The following is a 21,477-nucleotide window of genomic DNA, read 5'->3' as shown; positions in this document are numbered from 1 at the left end:
TTATTAATAGAGAGCTAAAAAGGCTGCAATTCGCAGCCCCTTTATACATAAGTAAATTCTAAATAGAATAATTATCTTCGAGGATAATTCGGCGCTTCTTTGCTAACGGATACATCGTGCACATGGCTTTCATTCATTCCCGCCGTAGTAACACGAACAAAGGTTGGCTTTGTCCGCAATGTATTTATATCTACGCTACCGGTATAACCCATAGCAGACCTCACTCCGCCCATCATTTGGTGAATTATAGATGCTATCGGACCCTTGTAAGGAACACGCCCTTCGATGCCCTCTGGCACTAACTTTTCTGCACCTTTAGAAGAATCCTGAAAATAACGATCACTCGAACCAATTGTTTGGGACATGGCGCCCATAGATCCCATTCCGCGATAGGACTTATAGGTGCGTCCTTCGTAAAATTCTATCTCGCCTGGAGATTCTTCTGTTCCGGCGAACATTGAGCCCATCATGACAGAGTGCGCACCAGCCGCTAGGGCTTTAGCGACATCACCAGAAAAACGAATACCCCCATCAGCAATAATAGGGATATCTTTGTTCTTTAAGGCTTCAACAACATTAGCTATAGCTGTGATTTGAGGCACTCCGATACCGGTAACAATCCTAGTGGTACATATTGAACCAGGGCCAATCCCAACCTTTACACCGTCAGCACCTGCCTCAGCTAATGCTATTGCAGCTTCTGCAGAAGCAATATTCCCGGCGATTACATCTACTGATGGGTGTTGATTTTTAATTTGACGAACACGACTTATAACATTGAAAGAGTGTCCGTGGGCTGTATCTATGACGAGCACGTCAACTCCAGCCTTTATTAAAGCTGAGACTCTATCATCTGTATCTGGACTGGTGCCGATTGATGCCCCTACCCTCAGACGACCTTGATCGTCTTTGCAGGCATTCGGGAACTTTTCAGCTTTATCTATATCTTTTACAGTTATTAGGCCGCGCAATTGAAACGCTTTGTTAACAACTAATATTTTTTCTATTCGATGCTTGTGAAGCAAGCTTTTGATTGCTTCAGCATTAGCACCCTCAAGCACAGTAACTAGCCTTTCTTTGGGTGTCATTATCGCTGACACAGGTAAATCTAGACTAGGCTCAAAACGCACATCGCGACGCGTGACAATACCAACAAGTTCGCCATCCTCTAATACCGGGACCCCAGAAATGTTGTATTCCGCAGTTAGTTCCACCAGTTCTCTGACTGATGCAGAGGCATTAATGGTTATTGGATCCTTGACAACGCCACTCTCGTATTTCTTAACAGCCCGAACCTCTTGGGCTTGATGCGCGATACTCATGCTTTTATGAATAATACCAATACCGCCCTCTTGAGCTAATGCAATAGCAAGCCGAGACTCAGTAACTGTATCCATTGCAGCTGAAACAAGAGGTATATTTAGATCGATAGATCGGGACAAGCGGGTTTTAAGTGAAACATCTTTTGCGGTGACCTCGGAGTAGCCGGGGACCAATAGGACATCATCGAAGGTTAATGCTTCTTCAGCTATTCTTAGCATCTGTTTAGCTTACCTCATCATAAAATTTTTTTTAACACTGTTGGTTTCTGGCAAAATAAACAACAAACAGAGAGCGATTAAAGCAAGCGAGCTATTATAAGCCTACGGTCAACGAAAAACACTATTTTTAATCTATTGTCTAAATAAGACCTCGCAACAAATTTAAACTATGAATTTATTCGTTGACTCCAGGCGACAAGAATGGAGAATAAAGTAATGGAAAGATCACTTACCACATATACCGTTTCCCAGCTCAACAAAAGAGCTCGTCAGTTGCTGGAAGCTCAGTTTCCTTTAATTTGGGTAGAGGGAGAAATATCCAATTTATCTAAACCTGGGTCTGGTCACTGGTACTTTACGCTTAAAGACGAAGTTGCCCAAATAAGCTGCGCTATGTTTCGTAGCCAAAATTCTAAAAGTCGTTTTATGCCTGACAATGGAGCAAAGATATTAGCTCGATGTAGAGTGAGCATTTATGAAGGCCGCGGAGACTTCCAGCTTATTATCGAACATATTGAAAAAGCAGGATTCGGCGCCCTACAGAGACAATTTGATGAGCTAAAAGAACGCTTGTTGCAGCAGGGTATGTTTGATGCCAAACACAAACTAGCTCTGCCAGCCTACCCAAAAAGAATAGGACTTATAACGTCGCCTACAGGGGCAGCTGTGCAAGATATATTGTCGGTTCTAAAAAGGCGATACCCAGCAACAAGAGTCACTATTTATCCAAGCATAGTGCAAGGGAGTAACTCTCAGGGCAATAGTGCTGCATATGAGCTCGCTAATAGGATAACTTGCGCGAATACAGATAAAACTTGTGATGTTCTTATTCTTTCGCGTGGTGGTGGATCACTAGAGGACTTATGGGCATTTAACGAGGAAAAACTTGCTCAAACTATTTACGATAGCAGTATTCCCATCATCAGTGCTGTTGGCCATGAAACAGACTCAACGATCGCTGATTTTGTAGCTGATTGCAGAGCCGAAACCCCCTCCGCAGCTGCTGTGATTGTCAGTCCTGATGCTAACGCACTTATTCTTGATTTTGAGCGAAAAGAAGAGAACTTAAAAGAAATTATTTTTCGTCACTTGCAAGCAAAGGGGCAGCGTGTGGATGGCCTATATCGCAGAATACGAAACCCTGTCGATTTTCTTTTATACGTCAAATCTCAGCTAACAAACCTAAAGCTAAGGCTTCAGCAGAGCACCGCAGTAAAATTTCGGAATTACAGCATTGTCTTAAGAAATCTTGATGAAAAAGTTACGCGATCACATCCTAGTAATCAACTTTTTAGCCTTTGGGGTAAAACCGAACTCTTAGAGCAACAGCTGAAAAAAGGTATTCTGACGCTTTTGGCTCAAAAACAGCAGGAATGGGGAAATACGGCAAGACTTTTGCATACAATTAGCCCTCTGAATACTCTGCAAAGAGGTTATGCTATTGTTTTGAATAAGCAAGAAAAAGTGTTACAACATATTGCCAATATAGGGATTGGTGATCAAGTGTCCACCAGACTAATAGACGGCATGCTGCTTAGCACCATTGATGAAATAATACCGGAAAAAAATAATGACGCATAAATACAGTAGTTTTTTAGCAATAGCACTATTTTCTGTGTATTTGATTCAGCCAATACTGGCACAAAGCGCAAGTCCGGCAACAGAAAAATATACCTTAGAAGATAAATCTTTTGTTTGGGATCTGCATGATTTGTATCCAGACGTAAAAAGCTGGGAAGAGAAGCGTGTTAAAATATCTGCACGCATAACAAGACTCGGGGATTGCAAAGGTAGGCTGGGCGAAAATAGTGCAGTTCTAGCCTCTTGCATGAACAAGATTACCGGTGTCTACAAGGACCTACTGAAGCTCTATACGTACGCCTTTTTAGCAAAAGACACTGATTTGGCGAACTCCAAATTTCGTGAGCGATCCTCTTTAGCTCAAACACTGTTAGTCCAGTTTGGCGAAGCTGTAAGCTATGTAAATCCTGAACTGGTGTCCATTGAGAGCACAAAAATACACACCTACCTAAAAGAATCTTTGGCGCTCAAAGAGCATGATTTTTATATTTTAAATACTCTACGCCAATCAAAACACATTCTTTCTCCTAAAGAAGAATCAATTATTGCAGCTCTACAGGATACTATGAGCACTGCAGCTAGTGCCTACGAGGTACTAACTAACGCAGAGATTCCTTGGCCAGAGGTAACGCTATCAGATGGTAAAAAATACAGGTTAGACCCATCAGGATATGCTTCAAATAGGGGTTCTTCTCTTCGAGAAGATCGAGAGTTAGTATTTAATGAATTCTGGGAAACATTTCAGAATTACAAACAAACATTAGCTATCACTCTAGAGGGACAGGTAAAAAAAGATGCCATTATGGCAAAAATTAAGGGTTATAGCTCTTCGTTAGAACAAGCCTTGGCTGAGGATAACATCCCTAGAGAGGTCTACGAGGCCTTAGTTTCCACCGTTAGCACAAAGGTATCAAGCCTCCATAGACTTATAGGTCTTCGACAGCGAATGTTGGGTCTAGATCAAACAAAATATTACGATATTTATCCCTCTGTAATCTCAATAGATAAAAAATATAGTCTCGAAGAAACCAAATTGCTGACTATAGAGGCATTAAAGCCATTGGGTAAAGATTATATAAACACATTCACAGAAGCAGTTAATAAAAATTGGATGCATGTGCACCCAATTCAAGGAAAAAGAAGTGGCGCATATGTTATGGGAGCCGCTTACGATGTCCACCCCTACATATTATTAAATTTTGATAATACGCTGGAGTCAGTCAGTACTTTTGCCCATGAATGGGGTCATGCTATGCATTCTTTGATAGCTAATCAGTCTCAACCCTTCACAAAAGCAGACTATGCAACATTTATTGCCGAAATTGCATCTACTGCTAACGAAGTGCTGCTTTTTGATTACCTGCGAAGGAATGCAGTAGATGATCAGGAGCGCTTGTACTATTTATTTAAAGAGCTTTCGCAGATTAGAGGTACTTTTTTTCGACAAACACAGTTTGCAGAGTTTGAGTTAGCGATTCATACATTGATAGAAAATGGTGGCGCACTGTCGGGAGACAAGCTCAACAAAATATATGGCGATATACTTAAACGCTATTATGGTCACAACGAAGGGGTTATGGATATAGATGATCTTTATGCGGTTGAATGGGCCTATATTCCTCACTTCTATCGCAACTTTTATGTCTATCAATACGCCACCTCTATTTCTGCCGCATATTTTCTTACGGACAAAATATTAGATGGAAGTCCTGAAGCCCAACAGAATTTTCTAGGCATTCTTCAAGCGGGCGGCTCTGACTACCCTTACAAGATTCTTATGAATGCAGGTGTTGATATGGCATCCTCAGAAGTTTATGAAGCAGTAATTCGACGTATGGATATGCTTATGGATGAGGTGGAGCTTATTCTTGGCAAGTAGACTTGGCTGCCTTCAGTGCTGAAGATTAAAAACTGGTGGCTCCCCCTGCCAGCCGTATCCTGCACATAATTTAACTACTACCGTTGCTCCCTTCCGGGCCTGGCGGGGTTCGCAGCAAATTATTGCAAGGGACCAACAGGGGTCACCATAAACTATTAAAATCAATGAAGCTCTGGTAGTCAATCGACTCAGGGAAAATAGTCCCTGTTTATGCGCATTTTGATTTTACGGAGAAATGCCTCTAAGGTTAGCATTATGTGCGGTTCATTAATGTATTTCAATGAAGCTTTTTGTAAAACTATAATTCAGACTAGCGTTTCACTGGCTCTCTGCTTAACATGAAGAAAATAGTGGCTTTAAACAATCTGTATAATGGTATTAATATTTGGGCTAAATATGTTCAAGGATAAGAGCCTCAGAAGACAACTCGGTCCCCTCAGCCTATTATTGGCTTTGCTGATCTCCACAGCAGGATGCGGCAGCGGTGAAAATAACGTCACTGCTGGTAATAAAAATGGCATTTTGCACTGGGGAAACGGCACCGACCCTCAGGAGTTGGATCCTCATATTGTTACCGGCATCCCTGAGCACCATATTCTCACCGCTCTGCTAGAAGGGTTAGTTGCAAAAGACCCTAAAACATTAGAGCCAATTGCTGCAGTTGCAAAAGAATGGCACATTAGCGAAGATCGTAAAATTTACACATTCAAGTTACGACATAACGCATTATGGTCCAATGGCGACTCCTTAACAGCTCATGATTTTGTTTGGTCTTGGTGGCGCGCTTTGCAGCCAAAGCTAGGAAATCAATATGCCTACATGCTGTTTCCTATTGCTAACTCTGAAGCTTACGCTAAAGGCGAGATAGGCGATTTTTCTCAAGTTGGCGTGAAAGCTCTGGATGATTACACTCTCAAAATAACACTCACACATCCCACGCCATACTTTCTTCAGCTATTAGATCACTACAGTATGTTTCCCTTGCATAGGGCTACCATTGAGAAATTTGGTAAAGCGCATGAGCGCGGCACATTATGGACACGTCCGGGAAATTTTGTAGGCAATGGTCCGTTTTTATTAAAAGAATGGCGACTATTTCAATCTATCGATGTTACTAAAAATCCTTACTACTGGGATGTCGAAAATGTGGCTCTAAATGGTATAAAATTCCACCCAATAGAAAATGTAACAACAGAAGAAAGGATGTTTCGTTTGGGTCAGCTGCACAAAACATCAAGCATCCCTATTGATAAATTGCAGGTTTATAAAAACAACAAACCAAACCTTTTATACGCTCACCCATACCTTGGCAGCTATTTTTATCGATTTAACACAAAGCTCCCTCATCTGAGCGACAAGCGTGTGCGAAAAGCCTTAGCAATGAGCATTGATAGGAAGCAATTAACAAAAAGGGTAACAAAAGGCGGCGAATCTCCGGCTAGCACTTTTACCCCACCCGGCACACTTGGATATACCGCTAAATCTGGATTCAGCTTTGACCCCGCTAAAGCTCGCGATCTTATGGCTCGTGCTGGCTATCCCAATGGAGAAGGATTTCCTATGACTGAACTTTTGTATAACACATCAGAAGGCCACAGGAAAATTGCCGTAGCTATTCAGCAAATGTGGAAGGTACACCTAGGCGTTAACATTACTCTAAGTAATCAAGACTGGAAGGTCTACTTGGATTCAGTTAATAACGGCAACTATGCGATAGCTAGGGCTGGATGGATTGGGGATTATGTTGACCCAAACACATTTCTCGATATGTGGGTTTCTGAAGGCGGTAATAACCGTACGGGCTGGTCAAGCGCTCAATACGATGATTTAATTATAAAGCAGGCCCCTATCTCTTCAAACAAAGCAGAGAGATATCGAATCATGGCTAAAGCCGAAGCAATTCTACTTGAAGATATGCCTATACTTCCTATCTATATTTATAATAGTAAAAGCTTGGTGCATCCGAGTCTCAAGGGGCTTCAGCCAAATATTCTAGACTATGTTCTTTATAAAAAACTTTCCCTTGATCCGTTGTTTGACAGGGAGAAAGTAGACTAATGTTTCGTTTTATTTTAAGTAGATTACTTCAGTCAATCCCTGTGCTGCTAATTGTTATCGCCACAACTTTTTTTCTGGTGAGGGCTGCCCCTGGAGGCCCATTCAGTGCTGAAAAATCAGTTCCACCTGAGGTTGTTAAGGCGCTAGAAGCACAATACAACTTAGACCAGCCTGTTTGGCAGCAATACATTAGTTACATGAGCGATCTAATTCATGGCGATTTTGGACCCTCTTTTCGCTATCCTGGGCGAACTGTAAATGAACTGATCGCAGCCGGTTTGCCCGTTACTGCTGAATTGGCTTTTTATGCAATGTTGATAGCTGTCATTATTGGTATCAGTGCAGGCGCATATGCTGGCCTTAGGCCAAATACAATACACGACTATCTGCCCATGTCAGCCGCTATGATTGGTATTTGCATGCCTTCATTTTTAATGGGCCCTCTTTTAGTGTTAGTTTTTGGCATTGAGCTTGAATGGCTTCCTATTTCTGGCTGGGGAAATACTCCAGGTGATAAAATATTGCCTACTTTGACCCTAGGATTAGGATATGCGGCTTTTATTGCGCGTCTAAGTCGAGGGGGAATGCTGGAAGTGATGACACAAGACTATATTCGTACAGCTAAAGCAAAAGGCTTGCCTCCTACAACTATCGTCCTAAAACACGCTCTTCGTGGCGGCCTGACCCCTGTGATCGCCTTTCTTGGACCTGCCTTTGCTGGACTTCTAAGCGGTTCTTTTGTTGTAGAGACAATTTACCAGATCCCAGGGCTCGGTCGATTTTATGTGCAGGCTGCTTTTAATCGAGATTACACAATGATTTTAGGAACTACAGTCTTTTTTGCAGCGCTTATCATTTTCTTTAATTTGCTGTCAGATGTTATTGCTGTTTGGTGTAATCCAAAACTTCGCCATCAATACAGGTCGGACAACTAGATGCCCAGACCAATTCAGCATAACAAAAGTTCTTTAACCCAAATTCTTCCATCTATTGAAAAAAGCACTTCATTGTGGATGGATGGATGGATCCGTCTTAAAAAGAATACCTTAGCTATCGTCAGCCTAGGCATCCTAGTCCTTTTTTGCGCTGTTGCGCTCCTTACACCAATTATTGCTCCCTACGGTTACGAGGAACAAGATCTTCTGTTGGGCGCCGCAGGCCCTTCTCTAGCGCACCCATTGGGTACTGATATTTTTGGTCGAGATATGTTGACCCGAGTAATGTATGGAAGTCGAATTTCTCTAGCTGTTGGCTTCTTAGCTAGCTCTGTAGCAGTTTTTATTGGAGTTATCTGGGGTACTATTGCGGGATACTCCGGAGGTCGTATTGATGCGGCCATGATGAGACTAGTAGACATTCTTTATGCTATGCCTTTTATGATTTTTATAGTACTGCTTATGGTCGTCTTTGGTAGAAATATATTACTTTTATTTTTAGCCATTGGAGCCGTAGAGTGGCTCACAATGGCGCGCATTGTCCGCGGACAAGTGCTGACACTAAAGCAACAACAGTTCATCGAGGCCGCTTTGTCGCTTGGGTTGTCTCACTGGACAATTATCCGCCGATACTTAATTCCGAACATTCTTAGTCCTGTTATTGTTTATACAACCCTAACCATACCCAGTGTAATGCTGCTGGAAGCTTTTTTAAGCTTTCTTGGCTTAGGGATACAGCCTCCTGAGAGCTCCTGGGGACTACTAATCTCTTATGGTGTGGAAACTATGGAAGAATATCCGTGGCTTATTTTCTTTCCTGGTCTATTTTTATCGATAACGCTATTTGCACTAAATTTTCTAGGAGATGGCCTACGAGATGCACTGGATCCCAGGACATCAAAGGACTAAAACTACTAGATAATAAAACTTATAGTTATTTCTATAAAGTTTATTTAAATTACTAATAAATAAAAGATGTATATTAAAAATATGGCATTACTTTCGGTTAAAAATTTAACTATCCGCTTTCACACACGCAACGGTATTATTAAAGCGGTTGAAAATATTAGCTTTAGTGTAAATCGTGGAGAAACGCTAGCAATCGTTGGTGAATCCGGATCAGGGAAATCTGTTGCCTGTTATGGCCTGCTTGGGCTTGTTCCCATGCCACCTGGAAAAATAGAATCAGGTGCCGCCTACTTTAATGACATAGACTTAATTCAAGCCAAAGAACAGGATCTTCAAAAAATCCGCGGGAATGACATAGCTGTTATTTTTCAAGACCCAATGACAAGTCTTAACCCCTATCTAACAATAGGTGAGCAGCTTACTGAGCCATTAACAACCCATAAGGGTAAATCACGCAGTGAAGCAGTCATAATGGCTATCAAAATGCTTTGCGAGGTCGGCATCAAAGATCCGGAGCAAAAAATATACAGTTATCCTCATGAATTTTCTGGAGGGATGCAACAACGGGTAATGATTGCCATGGCTTTAATGGCCAAACCGAAACTGCTCATATGCGATGAACCAACCACTGCGCTAGATGTCACTACTCAGGCGCAGATACTCATTTTGATCAAAGAACTTCAAAAAAAATATGGTATTGCTGTGATTTTTATCAGTCATGATCTCGGTGTTGTGGCTGGCATAGCTGACAAAGTTGCCGTCATGAAAGAAGGATTAATTGTAGAAGAAGGGAATACCGAAGACATTTTCTACAACGCTAAAAACGCCTACACACAAAAATTACTTTCATCCATTCCTTGCGGAGAAAAACAACTAGCACTCTGTGATGAAAATATGATTTTTCTGAGAGTTAACAATTTAAAAGTATTTTTTCATAAATCTAACTCTTATAGCCCTTGGTCTTTTGCCAATATGTTCTCCGGAAAAGACAAGAAAATAAAGGTTATCAAGGCGGTTAATGATATCTCTTTTGAGATAAGACGCGGTGAAATACTTGGGTTAGTTGGGGAGTCCGGCTCAGGTAAGTCGACATTAGGTCGAGCAATACTGCAGCTTACGCCTATAGCTAGCGGAAATGTAGTCTTTGATGATATGGACCTTACTCTATTGCTTCCTAGCAAGAAGACATCTGTTCGTAAGCGCATGCAAATGATATTCCAGGATCCTTATTCTTCATTAAATCCTAGGATGAGCGTGTATGATACATTAGCAGAACCATTGCTATATCATCGATTGGTATCGCGCAAGGATGCGGCAAAAGAGGTTTTAAGATTGATGGATGATGTGGGGTTGGCGAGATCTGCTGCTAGAAAATACCCTCATGAGTTTTCTGGCGGGCAGCGCCAGCGTATTGCTATAGGCCGCGCTATCTCAACTAAGCCAGAATTCATAGTTGCCGATGAGCCCGTCTCAGCCCTTGACGTAACAGTACAAGCACAAATTCTCGAATTAATTTTATTTTTGGTTGATAAGCACAATCTAACCATGATGTTTATTTCCCACGATCTATCGGTAGTTCGTTACATAGCGGATCGTATTGCAGTGATGCGTCATGGGAGACTAGTGGAGATGGAATCTACTGCTGATATTTTCAAAACCCCATCTCAGGAGTACACCAAGCAGTTAATTGCAGCAGTCCCGCTTGCAGACCCTATAAAAGAAAAAGAAAGGCAGATTATTGCAGGAAACAAGTTGAAGTTTATGACCCGCGAATCAATCTGACCCTGAAAGACCGGCCTTTTAGCTTCCCGGTACCTAGCTTATGCAAAGCAACCTTGTATACATCAGAACTAACTGCAACAAAAGACCAGTTATCTGAAATATTGATTTTTCCTACCTGGGAACCATTAATCCCATTCTCTCCTGTTAAGGCTCCAAGAATATCGCCAGCACGTATTTTTTGTTTTTTTCCGCCATCAATCTGCAGGGTTTCCATTGGCGCCCTAGGTGGATTTTTTTCTAGAGCCTTAGTTCCCGGTAATTTTTCAGGGATAATAATTAGACTTAAATATGCCTCTAAAAGATTAACTCTATGACGCTCTTTTTCGCTAAAAAAGCTGTATGCGTTGCCGGTATTTCCCGCCCGACCCGTTCGACCAACACGATGAATATGCACTTCTACATCTCGTGCAAGTCTGTAGTTTATGACTGCAGCAAGAGCTTCAATATCTAGACCTCTGGCAGCCACATCAGTAGCAACAAGGATAGAGGCGCTTTTGTTGGCAAAGCGAATCAGAGTTTGATCTCTGTCTTTTTGTTCCATATCTCCATGCAAAGCCACCGAGCTAAATCCAAAACTTTCGAGCTGATCAGCAATCTCCTGAGTTTCTTTTTTAGTTTCACAAAAGATGATGGCTGATTCTGGGCGACTTTCAAGAAGCAATAAGCGCAATACTGCCAACCGGTGTGCCTCATCATTTATTTTATAGAAATGTTGCTTTATAGTACTTTTTTCTTCGGAAGCTGCGATTCGCACGATAACTGGATTGGACATTATACGTGAGGAAATAGACTGAATTTCGTCTGGATATGTGGCGCTAAAAAGCAACGTTTGGCGTTTTTCTGGAAGCTGATTCATTATGGCATCAAGTGAGGACTGAAAACCCATATCTAGCATACGATCAGCCTCATCAAGCACCAGCATAGTTACGCTATTCAGACTTAGAGTTGCCTTATTAAGATGATCAAGTATTCGTCCTGGTGTGCCAACAACAATATGAGCTCCATGCTCCAAAGATCCAACCTGAGGACCAAATGGCGTTCCGCCACAGAGGGTCAACACTTTAATATTGTGAATTGTGCGTCCAAGTTTCCGTATTTCGTTAGCGACCTGATCTGCCAGCTCACGAGTCGGACAAAGGACTATTGCCTGTATGCGGAAATTTTTTACATCGAGCCTACTTAAAAGGCCCAATGAAAATGCAGCTGTTTTTCCTGAACCAGTAATACCCTGACCGATAAGATCTAGGCCTTTCAAGATATCAGGCAAGCTTTTAGCTTGTATGGGCGTCATTTCAACATAACCCAAAGAAGAGATATTTTTAATCAAATCTTCATTTAAGTTAAGAGAGAGAAAGCTTGTGTCGCTCAAGGTATTTTCCCCTTAATTGTATTAGCAACTAACATCTGACCAGTTGATGGGAGAATGAAGGCTGAAAACTACCATAAGAAGCAGCAAGAAAGCTGGTAGTAAAAAAAATCCCAGCGGTCAATAACTCGCTGGGATTCAGTATTTTCTACACTAAAGAATAGCTTAAGAATTACTCTTCCTGTGAAAGAAGCCACATAGTGTGCTCTACACTGCCTTCCTCTATGCCTTCTGGTATTTCACGCAACTTAGGATTTTCAACAACACCCTCAAGCTCTCTATTCTTCATTACCTCACCTTTCTCGTTAACATACTCGCCAGGCTTCAAATTTTTTGAAATAGCAAATGCTGGAGCTGGTGCAGTTGAAGGATCGGACGAACTACCAAATTTTTCTGTATTGAATTTGCTGATATTATCATTTGTCGCTTCACCTGCTTCTGGTGCAGCGGCTTCTTCTGACTTTTCAGCACATGCGACCAAACCTAAAACTAGGACAGACACACCAAGTAACTTAATAAAATTCATGCTCATATTCCTCTTAAAAATTTACTTCAAAAATAAACCAAAGCAGTCAGAAAATAAGAACCTCTAACTGTCATTAACCCAAAAACTTACAACAATATTAAACAGTTTTTAGCAATTTTAAATCATTGTTAAGAATTGTCGAACGCCGATTTTAATGACCTTTGCTCAATAAATCTATAGGCAGAAGGCACCTTTATTGAAATTTTAACTAATATTACTGAATATTGAAAATATAACTATATATATCAATATTTTATAAAAAAGTCTCGCTTTAATTTTTTTATTAGATCAAAAGGCTTAAGCACTCTTAACTCCCGTACCCTTTAGTCCGCAATATCCATTAGGATTTTTTGCTAAATACTGTTGGTGATATTTTTCTGCATAATAAAAAATCGTGCTTGGTAGTATCTCTGTCGTTATGGCCGGATACCCTGACTGTTTTAAGTTTTCCTGATAAGCATTTTTACTGCTTAATGCTAAATTTAGTTGTTCATTTGTGTGACAATAAATCACGGAACGGTACTGCGTTCCTTGATCATTCCCTTGCCGCATACCTTCGGTAGGGTTATGCGATTCCCAAAAAATATTAAGTACCTCTTGCAAAGTTATCTGCGCGAAATCGAATACAACTTTTACAACCTCTGCATGTCCAGTTAAGCCAGAGCAAACTTCTTCATAGGTTGGGCTTTCAGTGTGACCACCAGCATACCCTACGGCCGTTGTATATACTCCTGGCTGGGACCAGAACCTTCTTTCGGCCCCCCAAAAGCAACCCAAACCTAAGACAATCTCGTGTAAATCATCTGGGAAAGGTGGGGTCAAAGTGCGTCCATGAATGCAATGAGTGTAATAGCTAGCCTCCTTCTGACCTTGTTCTGATAATGCATTTTTTGCATCAACTATTTCGTTCTTAATTAAATGACTAAACATATCCAACCTCAATCCGTCTAATATTTGTAAAAAATTAATTTCTTGCTCGGTCTTCATATGCTAACTTACACTAGATTGCCAAATAACCGCAGCTCGATGTAATGACTCAGCGAGGATTTTTATGATTGAACTATATACTGCAGCGACTCCCAATGGTCATAAAATCAGCATTGCGCTAGAAGAACTTGGGCTCACATATAAACTTAAAGAGTTGAAATTGAGCAAGAATCAGCAAAAAGAACCCGAGTATTTGAAGCTTAACCCAAATGGTAGAATTCCAACTATTGTCGATCATGATAATAATGATTTCACGGTTTTTGAATCCGGAGCTATTCTAATTTATTTGGCTGAAAAAACAGGTCGACTACTACCTAATGCTCCTGATGAGCGATCACGTGTTTTGCAATGGTTGATGTTTCAAATGGGAGGCATAGGGCCAATGATGGGGCAAGCAAATGTTTTTTTTCGATACTGGCACGAAACTTACCAGCCTGCTATTGATCGCTATCAGAATGAAATAAGACGCTTATTTGGGGTGCTGGATACTCACCTAAAGGGAAGAGAATATCTTTCAGAAGAACTAAGCATAGCTGATATATCAAGCTGGCCATGGGTGAGGATTCATGGGTGGTCTGGAGTTGAGATAGAGGACTTCCCTAGCCTGTCTTCTTGGGTTAATCGGCTTGGTGAGCGCCCTGCTTTCATAAAAGGCATTAACAATCCGCCCGCTGAATACGAAGATGATACCAAAAAAGATGATTTTGTTGAAGGTGCACAAAATATGCTCATAAAATGATTGGCATATTTTGCTAGCAAAATTTACAGGGCTTTCAGTCCTTGCAAGAGATCTTCTTTAAGATCATCAATATCTTCCAACCCAACAGCCACACGAATAAGGTTACCTGTAATTCCTGCCTCTTCTTTTTGCTCTAAGCTTAAACGCCCATGGGTCGTTGTAGCTGGATGAACTATCGTTGTTTTTGTGTCTCCAAGATTAGCGGTCAATGACATTAACTTCGTACTATCAATGACCTTCCATGCCTCTTTTCTGTCCCCCTTAACTTTAAATGATAAAACACCGCCAAAAGCAGTCTGTTGTCTAGAAGCCAGCTTGTGTCCTGGGTGACTTTCAAGACCTGCATAAAAAACCTCCTTCACTTTTGGTTGCTCCTGAAGCCAAATCGCTAATTCCATAGCGTTACTTGAATGAGCATGCATGCGTAGTTTCAGGGTTTCTAACCCTTTAAGAAATACCCATGCATTAAATGGGCTCATAGTGGGGCCTGCTGTTCGGATAAAAGTTAAAACTTGACCTATGAGTTCTTTGCTACCGGCAACTATACCGCCGAGGCAGCGGCCTTGACCATCTAGGTATTTTGTAGCTGAGTGGATAATCAGGTCAGCACCAAGTTTTAATGGTTGCTGTAATGCAGGGGTACAGAAGCAGTTATCTACCACCAACAATGCGTTATTTTTTCGGGCAATAGCGGCAACTGACTCCACATCAGCAACATCGCACAACGGGTTTGAAGGCGTTTCTAGATAGAGTATTCTGGTTTGTGGTCGCATAGCTTGATGCCACTGATCAAGATCGGTCAACGAAACAAAGGTTGTTTCTATTCCGAAGCGAGATAAGTATTTATCTAGCAAAACAGTAGTTGCCCCAAAAACACTACGAGAGCACACAATATGATCGCCCGCCTTAAGAAAGGTCATGCAGGTGCTCAAAATAGCCGCCATACCAGAAGAAGTCGCAACTGCTCTCTCAGCACACTCTAATGCAGCAATTCTTTTTTCAAGAATACTTACTGTTGGGTTTGTGTATCGTGAATAGACATTTCCTGACTGTTCGCCAGAGAATCTAGCAGCCGCTTCAGCCGAATCTGTAAAGACATAACTAGAGGTCAGAAACAAAGGTTCTCCGTGTTCGCCTTCATGTGTTCTAACATGGCCAGCCCTAATAGCTAATGTGTCAAACTTAAAATCAGAATGAGGATCATTGACATCATCTATATTCATTTATTTTTCTTCCAAAATTAGTCAATCTGCCATTTTGTACAAGATCAGTTTAATTAAAATTTTACTACGTATCTATGCCTGAATTATGCAAACCAATAGACTGGTTGATGTCTAATTCATTTTTATTGGAACCATTTTTTGCTGAATCATTTCTTTCGGTATCTATTTTTTTAAGGTAATCTTGATTAATATCTCCGGTAACATAGTGCCCATCAAATACTGCGCAATCAAATTTTTTGATATTTGGATTGCCTTCTTTGACGCTATCCACTAAATCATTTAGATCTTGATATACTAAAAAATCAGCTCCAATGAGAGAGGAAATTTCTTCTTCAGTTCGATCATGGGCTATCAGCTCTTGTGCGGACGGCATATCAATACCGTAGACGTTAGGATGGCGGACAGGGGGGGCTGACGATGCCATGTAAACTTTATTGGCGCCAGCATCTCTTGCCATTTCTATAATTTCTCTTGATGTTGTTCCGCGAACAATGGAATCATCAACGAGTAATACATTTTTACCCTCAAATTCAACCTTCACAGGATTTAGTTTCTGGCGAACAGATTTTTTTCTTTCTTTTTGTCCCGGCATAATAAAGGTTCGACCGATATAACGATTTTTCATGAAACCTTCACGAAATTTTACCCCTAACTCCTCAGCAATTGCCTGGGCAGAAACACGGCTTGTATCTGGGATTGGAATAATTACATCAATATCTTTATATATGGATAATTTTTTTATTTTTTGTGCAAGCTTCTTGCCCATCCTCAATCGAGCTTGGTACACAGATACCTTATCAATAATCGAATCAGGTCGAGCGAAGTAAACGTACTCAAAAATACATGGATTCAGTTGAGGGTTTTTAACACATTGTTTTAAATGTAATCCTCCTTCTTGATCAACATACAAAGCTTCACCAGGATCCAGATCTCGAATAACGGTGTAACCCAAAACATCCATAGCCACACTTTCAGATGCGACCATATACTCCATTCCTGTGCTTGTTTTGCGTTGGCCGTAAATAAGAGGACGTATACCATAAGGATCTCTAAAGGCCACCATTCCGTAATTAGCTATCATTCCTACCACTGCATAGGCGCCACGACACCGTTTATGAACGCGCCCAACAGCATCAAAAATGTCCTCTGTCGAGGGCTTGGTCATTTCTTGTGCAAGTAGTTCATGAGCAAATACATTGAGCAAGGCTTCAGAATCAGAGTCAGTATTAATGTGGCGTAGATCAGTACTGAAGAGTAATGCCATTAATTCATCTGTATTTGTCAAATTTCCATTATGAGCCATACAAATTCCATACGGAGAATTTACATAAAAGGGTTGCGCAAGCGCTGGGCTAGAGCTACCGGCTGTTGGGTAACGGACATGACCAATGCCGATATTACCCTGCAGTTCGTTCATATGACGGGAATGAAAGACATCTTTCACTAGCCCGACACCCTTTCTTTGATTAAATCGACCATTATGACAAGTCATGATCCCTGCAGCATCTTGGCCACGATGCTGCAACATAGTTAAAGCATCGTAAAGTTTGAGCTTTACGTCTGTTTTTCCATAAATTCCGACGATTCCACACATGGATTTTCTAGCCTCTTTCTGCAGATGTTAGTCAATTTAATTTAATTTACTTAAAACAGGTTTTTTAGGAAATTTAAAGCGAGCGATCCTATTTCTTGTGCCCAATCCTGATAGGGAATCAGGTATGGAATAAAGGTTGACTCAATCCACCACTGCGCATGTGCTGCAGGAAAAACTTTTGGGGTTATAATTAAAAACACCATGATAATAGTTAAAGCACGTGCAATCCCAAAGACTATACCTAGCAGTCTGTCAGTACCAGATAAACCTGAAACCTGAATTAATTTTCCTAGCAAATAATTTACAATACTCCCCGTTAGCAGGCAGACAATAAATAAGGCAATCCAAGCAACTAAAGTTCTTAGAAACGAAGTATCGATTAAGTTTACCATCAACACGGCAAAATCATCATGAAATATAGATGCAATAACTGCAGCTAACACCCATACAAAAAGGGACACAACCTCTTTTACAACGCCCCTGACTGCACTGATGATTGCAGAAATGCTTATTAGTCCCAAAATTATCCAGTCAGCTGAATTCATGATTTAGGCGCCATATTGCAATACATAGGTACGGGTAAAATTTTAAAAAAATAGAATTGTAACAGAGCTCTTGCATAACTTCAGGGCTCAAAATACATTAAATGTGAATCAAAGCCATATTGTTTATCCAAGACAGTTTTATCGTTAATCAGCGTTTGCTTTATAATTTTTGGTCCCACAAAAACACGACTGACAGTGCTCTTGCTATCTTTCAGGTCTCTGACAAAAGACCTATACCCATCAACTGAAAGTTTTTCAGAGAGGGCTATAGCAGATTTTTTTTCCGGGAAGCTACCGACTTGCAGCACCCAAGCTAAAGGAATTCCTTCGTGTGACAGTGATGGAGTTTTGTCGTCAAGAGAGCTGCCCGACTGACTTGATCTACTTTGTGGCTGGAATATTTTTTCATCGGACTTCGCCGATATGATATTCTTAGATCTAATCGGCATCGAAACAAGAGTGCCAATATTTCTATTTACTGGGATCACAGAAGTCTCATCTACTTTTTTAGACATGAGGCTTTCAATAAGCAATGGTACAAATATAACCGCCAAAGCAGACAATGTAGCAGCATACATTATGTATGATTTTACGGCGCCTCTCATAAATAACACTCCTGGTTGATGGTAACTTAAAAACTCAGCTAATTTATATTCTTTAGCCAATTAAGGACAGAGCCGACAACAACAAAAGAACCGAAAACAACTACAGTATCTGCAGGCTTTGCATTACTGATGGCCTCTTTAATGGCTTTTTCTGAAGACTCTCGCTCAAAAACTTCAATTTTTTCTGAACCAACATCAAGACTGCCTCCTGGCTTGGAGTGATTTCTATGCATTTGCTTGCAGATTCTCGCTTGCAAGTGATCATTATATATAGAAGCAGCGTTGCGAGCTCTAGATGCTCTAGAATTGCCGGGTATATCGCAAAAGTACCAAGTGTCAACTATTGGTATCATGGGCTCTAAAATACCCAAAATATCTTTATCTGACATCATTCCTGCTATTGCTACAATCCTACCTTTTGCTGAATGAGCTAATCGTTTAGATAGCAACTCCGATGCTTGCGGGTTATGCGCTACATCCAAAATAATGTTTACACCGTCTACACATAACCTCTGATAGCGACCATCCAGTCGTACAAGACTCAGAGCCTCTTCGAGCAAGGATGAACTTAGACTTGGATCTAAAAGTACTGCAGCCTGTAAGCCGCATGCCACGCTAGCAGCTGGAAGAAATGCAGGTGCTGGTACGCCAAATTGCTCGAAAGAAAAATCTTGTCCATTTATTAAAAGTTTCACCTGTAGGCTACCAGCAGTATCCAGAACTCCCTGAATAGGTTGCATGTCGCCATAAATCAGAGGAATCCCCTTCCTTCCTATGCCAGCTTTTTCAGCCCCTATGCCATCAAGATCATGGCCAAGCCAATCCTGATGGTCAAGCGCAATACTGGTGATAATTGACATGCATGGGTCCATAAAATTGATTGCATCCAGCCTCCCCCCAAGCCCAACTTCAAGTATTGCAAAATCTAATTTTTCAGAAGCCATAATTAGTAATGCTGCTAAAGTGGAGAATTCGAAATAACTTAAGCTAATAGGACCTCTTGCTAGCTCTATTTCCTCAAAGGCAGAGCAAATCTCCGCATCAGTTGCATGGCAGCCATTAATGCTTATTCGCTCATTGTATCTGATCAGATGCGGCGAAGTGTATGTGCCCACTTTGTGGCCGGCAGCTCTTAATATACCATCAAGGATTGCAACGCAAGAGCCCTTACCATTGGTGCCACCAACCATAATAATTTTTTTAGCGGGACTAACAAGATGTTTGACCCCAATCTTGGAGCTGTCTCCGCCATGCAGACGATTCTCTTCTTTTATGTTTGAGTTAGCTAATTTATCTATTTCAGAGGATGAAAAGCCGAGCTTCATCGCAACTCGGGCTATGCGATTTAACCCAAATTCAATTTCTGTTGGATGATTTACTTCTAGAAGACTTAACCACTCAGATAGAGTTTTTTGTGGCATCTGCACCGTCACTTTTAGTTGCATATGTGAGCTTAGCAAGCAAAGAGGCGAGTGTATCTCTCATCTTATGCCTAGCTATTATCATATCAATTGCGCCATGTTCGAGTAAAAATTCTGCACGCTGAAATCCTTTGGGTAATTTCTGGCGAATAGTTTGTTCAATAATATTTGGTCCAGCAAAACCAGCTCTAGCGTTTGGTTCCGCCGCATTAATATCGCCAAGCAACGCAAGACTTGCCGAAACACCGCCATAAACTGGGTCCGTCATAACAGAAATATATGGGATTCCATTATTCTTTAGTTTTTCTATTACAGCGCTAGTTTTTGCCATTTGCATAAGAGAAATTAAGGCCTCCTGCATCCGCGCACCGCCAGTTGCAGAAAAACAAACCACTGGAATATTATTCTCAAGAGCCAGATGAGCAGCACGGGTAAATCGCTCTCCAACCACATAACCCATAGATCCACCATGAAAAGAAAACTCAAAAGCCATAGCCACAACAGGCATACCTTTTAGCCTCCCTTTGATCGCAATTAAAGCATCATCCTCCCCTGTGGACCTTTGCGACTCAGTAATTCTATCTTTGTATTTTTTAATATCTTTAAATTTAAGTCGATCGATAGGCTGAACCTCAGTTGCTAGCTCCTGTCGGTCTTCTTTATCTAAAAATATGTCCAGCCTACGCCTTGCACTTATTCTTAGGTGATGCTCACACTTAGGGCAAACTTCTAGATTTTTTTCAAGCTCTGGACGATATAAAGGCGCACTGCATTTTGGGCACTTTGTCCATACTCCCTCAGGGACGTTTTGGGTGCGATCCCTTGTCTTGGTATCAGGACCTTTTGGACGAATTTTTTCCAGCCAACTCATAATATTTCTCGCTTAGTCATTTATTCGCAAGCTCAGTTGCTACTTATCAAGTGCATCGCGTATATCTTTAATAATAACTGAAACTGTTTCAGCGTATATTAAGGGGTCGAGTTCCCCCAGTTTTGCAAGATCAGCAATTTTATTAACTATAGCGCTTCCTACCACTACACCATCAGATACATCTGCCACCGCCCTTGCGGTCACGCCGTCCTTAATGCCAAATCCTACACAAATTGGGAGCTTAGTTAGCGCTCTAATACTACTAACATGATCTTTTACAGAATCAACATCTAAGTTGGCAGCGCCAGTAACACCATTTAATGAAACATAGTAAACAAAACCCCCGGCCATGTTGGTTACTTTCTTTTGTCTTATCTGACTGCTTGTGGGCGCCAAAAGGAATATATTCTCTATATTAGATGCCCTTAACTGTTCATTGAATACTTCTGCCTCTTCTGGTGGCAGATCGACTGTAAGAACTCCATCTACCCCAGAAACAACCATACGTTCTATAAATTTTTCATATCCCATTCTTTCAATCGGGTTCGTATAACCCATCAATATCACCGGAGTATTGACGTCAGTTTCTCTAAATTTCTTTACCAAAATTAAAGCTTCATCAAGACTGCTGCCATTCTCTAGTGCTCGCTCATGGGCACGCTGAATTACCGGGCCCTCTGCTGTTGGATCTGAAAAAGGAACCCCAATTTCGATAATATCACTTCCGCTGTCAACCAGAGCATGCATGACGGGAAGCGTCACATCTTTTGCGGGATCACCTAATACAACATAAGAAATAAGAGCCTTCTTGTTTTTTTGACTAAGACTCTCAAAACATTTGTTAATTCTATTCACAAACAGCGCTTCCTATTTAATTAATTCATTTTATTGAATATGATGCTAGCTCAATGCAGC

Annotated in this window: 18 protein-coding genes and 1 other RNA gene; 7 read left to right on the top strand and 12 right to left on the bottom strand. The window is 41.1% G+C overall.

The features are described 5' to 3' along the window. Positions 1 to 71: 71 nt before the first annotated feature. Positions 72 to 1,541: an IMP dehydrogenase gene (gene guaB, locus ABXT41_RS03410; RefSeq protein ID WP_415391421.1), complete on the bottom strand. Its 1,470-nt coding sequence runs from the start codon at positions 1,539 to 1,541 to the stop codon at positions 72 to 74. Positions 1,542 to 1,742: 201 nt separating this feature from the next. Between guaB and xseA the strand changes: the two genes are divergently transcribed. Further along, positions 1,743 to 3,122: an exodeoxyribonuclease VII large subunit gene (xseA, locus tag ABXT41_RS03405; protein WP_415391420.1), complete on the top strand. Its 1,380-nt coding sequence runs from the start codon at positions 1,743 to 1,745 to the stop codon at positions 3,120 to 3,122. After that, positions 3,112 to 5,001 (top strand): oligoendopeptidase F, encoded by a 1,890-nt coding sequence (pepF, locus tag ABXT41_RS03400; RefSeq protein ID WP_415391419.1) that lies wholly within the window; start codon positions 3,112 to 3,114, stop codon positions 4,999 to 5,001. Before xseA ends, pepF begins: the two co-directional genes overlap by 11 nt. A gap of 43 nt (positions 5,002 to 5,044) precedes the next feature. Here pepF and ffs read toward each other — a convergent pair. Further along, an RNA gene (ffs, locus tag ABXT41_RS03395) (signal recognition particle sRNA small type) lies at positions 5,045 to 5,139 on the bottom strand. A gap of 258 nt (positions 5,140 to 5,397) precedes the next feature. Between ffs and ABXT41_RS03390 the strand changes: the two genes are divergently transcribed. From ABXT41_RS03390 to ABXT41_RS03375, 4 genes are all read left to right on the top strand, one after another. Beyond that, positions 5,398 to 7,059 (top strand): peptide ABC transporter substrate-binding protein, encoded by a 1,662-nt coding sequence (locus ABXT41_RS03390; RefSeq protein ID WP_415391418.1) that lies wholly within the window; start codon positions 5,398 to 5,400, stop codon positions 7,057 to 7,059. Further along, positions 7,059 to 7,994 carry an ABC transporter permease gene (locus tag ABXT41_RS03385; RefSeq protein ID WP_415391417.1) on the top strand — a complete coding sequence of 312 codons (936 nt, stop codon included), beginning with the start codon at positions 7,059 to 7,061 and terminating at the stop codon, positions 7,992 to 7,994. The genes ABXT41_RS03390 and ABXT41_RS03385 overlap by 1 nt, the downstream gene beginning before the upstream one ends. Beyond that, the gene (locus tag ABXT41_RS03380) at positions 7,995 to 8,903 is read left to right on the top strand and encodes an ABC transporter permease (RefSeq protein ID WP_415391416.1); all 909 of its coding nucleotides are present in this window, start codon (positions 7,995 to 7,997) and stop codon (positions 8,901 to 8,903) included. It abuts the gene before it with no gap. Positions 8,904 to 8,984: 81 nt separating this feature from the next. Continuing rightward, positions 8,985 to 10,685 carry an ABC transporter ATP-binding protein gene (locus ABXT41_RS03375; RefSeq protein WP_415391415.1) on the top strand — a complete coding sequence of 567 codons (1,701 nt, stop codon included), beginning with the start codon at positions 8,985 to 8,987 and terminating at the stop codon, positions 10,683 to 10,685. Here ABXT41_RS03375 and dbpA read toward each other — a convergent pair. The 3 genes from dbpA to msrA form a co-directional block, all read right to left on the bottom strand. Continuing rightward, positions 10,663 to 12,054: an ATP-dependent RNA helicase DbpA gene (gene dbpA, locus ABXT41_RS03370; protein ID WP_415391414.1), complete on the bottom strand. Its 1,392-nt coding sequence runs from the start codon at positions 12,052 to 12,054 to the stop codon at positions 10,663 to 10,665. The two genes, ABXT41_RS03375 and dbpA, sit on opposite strands and share 23 nt — an antisense overlap. A gap of 169 nt (positions 12,055 to 12,223) precedes the next feature. Beyond that, positions 12,224 to 12,577 (bottom strand): hypothetical protein, encoded by a 354-nt coding sequence (locus ABXT41_RS03365; protein WP_415391413.1) that lies wholly within the window; start codon positions 12,575 to 12,577, stop codon positions 12,224 to 12,226. A 297-nt stretch (positions 12,578 to 12,874) separates the two neighbouring features. Beyond that, positions 12,875 to 13,564: a peptide-methionine (S)-S-oxide reductase MsrA gene (msrA, locus tag ABXT41_RS03360; RefSeq protein WP_415391412.1), complete on the bottom strand. Its 690-nt coding sequence runs from the start codon at positions 13,562 to 13,564 to the stop codon at positions 12,875 to 12,877. Positions 13,565 to 13,628: 64 nt separating this feature from the next. On the opposite strand from msrA, the gene ABXT41_RS03355 reads away from it, so the two are divergent. After that, complete coding sequence (locus tag ABXT41_RS03355) at positions 13,629 to 14,303, top strand: glutathione S-transferase family protein (protein WP_415391411.1); 675 nt, start codon at positions 13,629 to 13,631, stop codon at positions 14,301 to 14,303. Between the two features lie 23 nt (positions 14,304 to 14,326). Here ABXT41_RS03355 and ABXT41_RS03350 read toward each other — a convergent pair whose 3' ends face one another. The 7 genes from ABXT41_RS03350 to trpA form a co-directional block, all read right to left on the bottom strand. Further along, the gene (locus ABXT41_RS03350) at positions 14,327 to 15,526 is read right to left on the bottom strand and encodes an O-succinylhomoserine sulfhydrylase (protein WP_415391410.1); all 1,200 of its coding nucleotides are present in this window, start codon (positions 15,524 to 15,526) and stop codon (positions 14,327 to 14,329) included. 64 nt (positions 15,527 to 15,590) lie between these two features. Continuing rightward, positions 15,591 to 17,120 carry an amidophosphoribosyltransferase gene (purF, locus tag ABXT41_RS03345; protein WP_415391409.1) on the bottom strand — a complete coding sequence of 510 codons (1,530 nt, stop codon included), beginning with the start codon at positions 17,118 to 17,120 and terminating at the stop codon, positions 15,591 to 15,593. Positions 17,121 to 17,170: 50 nt separating this feature from the next. Beyond that, entirely contained in the window at positions 17,171 to 17,665 is a 495-nt protein-coding gene (locus ABXT41_RS03340; protein ID WP_415391408.1) for a CvpA family protein, read from the bottom strand. An 80-nt stretch (positions 17,666 to 17,745) separates the two neighbouring features. Continuing rightward, on the bottom strand, positions 17,746 to 18,270 hold the full coding sequence (locus tag ABXT41_RS03335) for an SPOR domain-containing protein (RefSeq protein WP_415391407.1): 525 nt from the start codon (positions 18,268 to 18,270) through the stop codon (positions 17,746 to 17,748). Between the two features lie 38 nt (positions 18,271 to 18,308). After that, positions 18,309 to 19,691 (bottom strand): bifunctional folylpolyglutamate synthase/dihydrofolate synthase, encoded by a 1,383-nt coding sequence (locus ABXT41_RS03330; protein WP_415391406.1) that lies wholly within the window; start codon positions 19,689 to 19,691, stop codon positions 18,309 to 18,311. Then, the gene (accD, locus tag ABXT41_RS03325; protein WP_415391405.1) at positions 19,669 to 20,562 is read right to left on the bottom strand and encodes an acetyl-CoA carboxylase, carboxyltransferase subunit beta; all 894 of its coding nucleotides are present in this window, start codon (positions 20,560 to 20,562) and stop codon (positions 19,669 to 19,671) included. The genes ABXT41_RS03330 and accD overlap by 23 nt, the downstream gene beginning before the upstream one ends. Before the next feature lie 39 nt (positions 20,563 to 20,601). Further along, positions 20,602 to 21,417, bottom strand: coding sequence for a tryptophan synthase subunit alpha (gene trpA, locus ABXT41_RS03320; RefSeq protein WP_415391404.1), 816 nt, complete (start codon positions 21,415 to 21,417; stop codon positions 20,602 to 20,604). Between the last annotated feature and the right edge of the window lie 60 nt (positions 21,418 to 21,477).

It is taken from the genome of Porticoccus sp. Uisw_050_02, assembly GCF_047729555.1.
Classification (GTDB): domain Bacteria; phylum Pseudomonadota; class Gammaproteobacteria; order Pseudomonadales; family Porticoccaceae; genus Porticoccus.
The sequence above is the reverse complement of the archived record's forward strand: the minus strand, read 5'-3'. Positions and strand labels throughout refer to the sequence as shown.

Coding starts and splice junctions, on each gene's coding strand:
- guaB (WP_415391421.1), bottom strand. CDS start 1,541: ATGCTAAGAATAGCTGAAGAAGCATTAACCTTCGATGATGTCCTATTG.
- xseA (WP_415391420.1), top strand. CDS start 1,743: ATGGAGAATAAAGTAATGGAAAGATCACTTACCACATATACCGTTTCC.
- pepF (WP_415391419.1), top strand. CDS start 3,112: ATGACGCATAAATACAGTAGTTTTTTAGCAATAGCACTATTTTCTGTG.
- ABXT41_RS03390 (WP_415391418.1), top strand. CDS start 5,398: ATGTTCAAGGATAAGAGCCTCAGAAGACAACTCGGTCCCCTCAGCCTA.
- ABXT41_RS03385 (WP_415391417.1), top strand. CDS start 7,059: ATGTTTCGTTTTATTTTAAGTAGATTACTTCAGTCAATCCCTGTGCTG.
- ABXT41_RS03380 (WP_415391416.1), top strand. CDS start 7,995: ATGCCCAGACCAATTCAGCATAACAAAAGTTCTTTAACCCAAATTCTT.
- ABXT41_RS03375 (WP_415391415.1), top strand. CDS start 8,985: ATGGCATTACTTTCGGTTAAAAATTTAACTATCCGCTTTCACACACGC.
- ABXT41_RS03365 (WP_415391413.1), bottom strand. CDS start 12,577: ATGAATTTTATTAAGTTACTTGGTGTGTCTGTCCTAGTTTTAGGTTTG.
- msrA (WP_415391412.1), bottom strand. CDS start 13,564: ATGAAGACCGAGCAAGAAATTAATTTTTTACAAATATTAGACGGATTG.
- ABXT41_RS03355 (WP_415391411.1), top strand. CDS start 13,629: ATGATTGAACTATATACTGCAGCGACTCCCAATGGTCATAAAATCAGC.
- ABXT41_RS03350 (WP_415391410.1), bottom strand. CDS start 15,526: ATGAATATAGATGATGTCAATGATCCTCATTCTGATTTTAAGTTTGAC.
- purF (WP_415391409.1), bottom strand. CDS start 17,120: ATGTGTGGAATCGTCGGAATTTATGGAAAAACAGACGTAAAGCTCAAA.
- ABXT41_RS03340 (WP_415391408.1), bottom strand. CDS start 17,665: ATGAATTCAGCTGACTGGATAATTTTGGGACTAATAAGCATTTCTGCA.
- ABXT41_RS03335 (WP_415391407.1), bottom strand. CDS start 18,270: ATGAGAGGCGCCGTAAAATCATACATAATGTATGCTGCTACATTGTCT.
- ABXT41_RS03330 (WP_415391406.1), bottom strand. CDS start 19,691: ATGCCACAAAAAACTCTATCTGAGTGGTTAAGTCTTCTAGAAGTAAAT.
- accD (WP_415391405.1), bottom strand. CDS start 20,562: ATGAGTTGGCTGGAAAAAATTCGTCCAAAAGGTCCTGATACCAAGACA.